The sequence below is a fragment of the Blautia sp. HCP3S3_D9 genome, assembly GCF_052063845.1.
Classification (GTDB): domain Bacteria; phylum Bacillota; class Clostridia; order Lachnospirales; family Lachnospiraceae; genus Blautia_A.
In genome coordinates, this window is sequence record NZ_JBQHWS010000197.1 from 1 (window position 1) to 4255 (window position 4255).

At 31.0% G+C, this 4255-nt stretch carries 3 protein-coding genes; all 3 read right to left on the bottom strand.

The genetic code is table 11. The features are described from left to right. Positions 1 to 224 precede the first annotated feature (224 nt). Positions 225 to 2036, bottom strand: a complete 1812-nt coding sequence (locus ACTNES_RS19640) for a 5'-methylthioadenosine/S-adenosylhomocysteine nucleosidase (protein ID WP_441040463.1) — start codon at positions 2034 to 2036, stop codon at positions 225 to 227. Between the two features lie 14 nt (positions 2037 to 2050). Then, positions 2051 to 3034, bottom strand: a complete 984-nt coding sequence (locus ACTNES_RS19645; RefSeq protein WP_441040464.1) for a hypothetical protein — start codon at positions 3032 to 3034, stop codon at positions 2051 to 2053. A 346-nt stretch (positions 3035 to 3380) separates the two neighbouring features. Further along, the coding region (locus tag ACTNES_RS19650; RefSeq protein WP_441040465.1) for a glycosyltransferase at positions 3381 to 4255 on the bottom strand (875 nt) is incomplete at its 5' end.

Below are 4255 nucleotides of genomic sequence, written 5' to 3' on the forward strand. Positions count from 1 at the left end.
TTGCTAAGTAAACATACCTACTCATTTATCCACCAACAAAATTACGAACAACTCAGTATTTATCAGAGTTTTAAGTGTTTGAGTAGGAAAATAATGAGAAGTTAGCAATTATGCGTCCATCCCGCTAACTGTCAAAGTAGTTACCAAGAGACACAAGTTTTATAATAATTTTACAAAACTTTTATCTCTACTTTCGTGTACCTGACCCCAATGCTCTTCTCATTTTAGGAAGGTAAATTTTCAATCAAATCTCTAGCATAACTTGCCGCAACTAAAGCTGCATATTCTTGCCAATCGTCATTTTTATATTCATCACAATAATCACATATTCCTCTAACAACTATATAACCTGTCCCCATCTCCCAAGTTGCATCTGCAATTCCTGACGCTTCCATTTCTACTGCGTACACACCAAATTCTTTTTTTAATTGCTGTCTCTTTTTATAACTCTTTAATAATGTATTCGCCGAAGCTATTTTCCCATGAAAAACTTTTGGATAGTTATTTCTTGTTTCATCAAATGGATGAGAAATAATTTTCCCATTTTCATCATGCAACAAATCTTCGCAAGAAGGTTTTTTAAACTTATTCACTGCATATTGATCAATATATTCTCTCCATTTATATACGTCTTCATATTCCTTAATCTTCATAGCATCTAATGCTTCCAGTAATGTTGCAGATGGTATAGCTGGTTCTGAACGATGCATACTGCCTTTATCTGTTTCCTTAACAAAATCATATTGTAAAATTCCTTTTGAAACAATAATATCCCCTAATCGTACATGTCTTTCAATATCATCAGGAGAAGGAATACCTCCTGCTATTCCTACCATAATGATTGATTCGATATTCGGAAAATGACTATGCATATTCATAGCCCTAATAGATGCTTTATTATTTCCCATTCCACACAATCCCAATGCTACTTTATGAACTCCATCATTAGCACTTTTTATTTCTCCTACAAAAAATCTATGTCCCGTACCTTTTCCTTCAAAAAAATATTCTTTACTATTTTCCAACATCATTTTTACAGCAGCAAATTCTTTTGGCAATGCTGTAATAATTCCAATCTTAATATCTTCTGTATTTAACATCATACTCTCCTTTTTTATGTCAGGTGGTAAAATAATATCTTTTTCACCTTTATATTCTATAACTTGTTTCCATTGTGCAGATTCCTTATAGGCATACAGTTCTTTCGCACTACACTTTTCAATAAAATTCAAGGTTCTGGTCCCTTTATAACTTAATTCATAAAGTTTTTTTGCATAATCTATATATGATAAATGGTTATATTCATTTCCACTTGGCAAAATAAGTTCAGCATCTATTAAAGGAATATCTTTTAAACATACTGCATGGTATTCATCTAAAAAACTTTTAATATATTCCCGAGTTATAAAAAGATTAACAATTGTACTAATACGTTTATTATAGTCATTACCTAATTCAAGTAACGGAACAATATATCTGCTAATATATGCCTGATTCCCTAATTTTGAAGGAATTAAAAATAATTTATCTTCTATTGTTGAAGCTTTATAACTACCTGAAACAATCTGATAAATTTCCTTAGCCATTTCTTCTATACCTTCATTTTTCAGCCACGCCATTTGTATATCTTTACTTGCACTGGCTTTCCTTTTTTTCATTGTTCCTGGTAAGCAAATATTCTTTTTATTTTCAATAAAGTCCATATAATGATAACCGTCTGTCTTAATACTGTTACCATGCTGAATAATCTTTTTATCCAACAATTCATCCAAATTATATGAACTTGAAACTAATTTTATTGTATCAAGTTTATTTACATTAAAAGAACATAAACGGTTGAGAATAGAAAATGCTATATTCGACTCAAAATAATTTGAAGCCGGAATTAAAATACTTTCGTCACATAGCAAAAAAGCCATCCTCGTAACTAAATTAAAACAGGAATATATTTTTTTATAACTATATGCCTTAGTTAAATGAAAAAGTTCTTGAAGTTCATAATCAAGATGATAAATAAATATATTGTCTACTCTCATTTGTATTCTCTTCTCTATAAATTATTAAAGACATCAAATAGTGACAATTGTTTATATTTTTCTCCTAATCTAATATTATCCTGATCCATATCATAAATAATTTTTCCTATATTTCCTTTAAGACAAATACATCCCCATGCCAATAATTCATCTGCTAGCGGCTCATAAATATCGTTATATAAATATATCTTCCTGTTCCATGTAAATGCCATTGCTATCTCAACGAGTGTATTCGCACCAATATAATTTGCTTGTCCTTTTTTAGTTCCATTATAAACCAATATCGCTATCGTGTCTTTTTCTCTAATCTTCTTTAAGTATGCACTAGACACTTTTCTTTTAAATTCACGAAATGCTAATTCATCATAAAAATCTATGATACCATTTTCATCTTTCGGTATAATCGCTTTTATATCCCTTTTTCTCAAAAGTTCTTGACACTCCAACATTTCATTATAAAACAGCATACTCCCACAAATAACAATTTTCTTTTTACCCGTCACTGTTTTATTATCATAAACATTAGGAAGAAAAACATTTTTGATCGCTTTTTGAGCAGGAGCACAAAGTTCAAATTCCGTATATACTTTTTGTTCATTATTCAATACTATTTTTCCAAAATCTTCTGGAGATATAATTTGACTCTCATCCACCAAAATAGGTAAGTCTTTAGGTTTTTCTAAAAAATACAATGGTCTATTTCTGCTACAGCAAAATCCAATTTCATAACAAGTTGTTTTACCAACATATCCATTAAAATCACAAACATATACTGCATCTGAATTAAGAATTTTCTCTAACGTAATCATTTGAATTTCTTCTGGAGAATAGTCTGGATTATCTGTCTCAAATATAACAAAGTCTTCTATACTCTTACATACATTAGAGCCGACAGGTGATAAAATATTAAGACCCATTTTCCGCAATACAGTAACAATTCTAACTACCTCTTCATATCTTTTTCTAAAACTTCCAATAACTGATATTTGATATGCCAATAAAGTTTCCCCCTTAAGTTAATATTAAATAATCAAATCAACATCTTTCCGCTATTTTTATAAAGTATCATTTTTTTGACAATTCTGGTATAATACTCCTAACACTCAGCAGGTACTAAACCTGCGCCTACTACCGGACGAACAATTAAACACTCCTAACTATTTACATCTAATTCAATTTAATTATAAATCATATCATTCAATGATAACAGTCTTATTTCAAAAATAGATTCAATAATTCTAATATGAACTTCTAAAAAGCAACTCTAAAGGTGTCTGTCCTTAATGATTCTTTTCAGAAAATTTTTATCTCTATTTTCATATACCTGACTCTAATACCTTTAACTTATAAATCTAAAATTTCACTTACTAAGTTAAGCACTTCTTTTTTACTATTATTTAACAAAAATGGACGAACCGCCCCTTTATTATAATTGCCCATTTCTAAACGCAATGTCGAATTCTCTTTTAATTTCCTAATTGCAGCCGCAAAAGAATTCACATCATACGGATTTACCAAATATCCAGTTATTCCATCTTCCATAAAATCAGCTGGTCCTCTAATATTGGATGTTATTAATGGTAATCCACAATACATAGCCTCCAAAGGTGCTATAGGTAATCCTTCCCGATGTGATGGAAAAACAAACAAATCTGATTGGAGACAAATATCCAGAACATCCATCCGATACCCCAGAAAATGAACATTATTTTGCATGCTCTGTTCTTTGGCCAAATTCACCAGATTATCTAACTGATTTCCCTTACCACATATTATATAATGAATATCTAAGTTCTTCAGTTGTCCTAACGCTCTTATAACTATCTGGTGGTTCTTATTTTCGTTAAGTTCGCCTACTGAGATACAGACAAAATTATCCTCTGACAAGCCAAGTTCTGTACGAATATTCGTCTGCTTTTCACTTTCCCTCAAACGACTTGGATTAATCCCAATACCATGTATATATTTTACAGTAGGCGCATGCATTTTTTTGGCTCGTCGAAAATCTTCTTGGTTCACAGTAACAATCACATCGCAAAGTCTGGATGCATACAACTCAATTGGAAAAAATATCATCCAATTTTTTTTCGGTGCACCTTTAAAAAAATGGAAACCATGCGTCATATAGAAGACTTTAGTTCCTTGCTTCCTTGCTTTTCGCGCAGCAATTCTTGTCATCACTCCCATTACCGGTTCATTTGTCCAGATCAGATCATAAT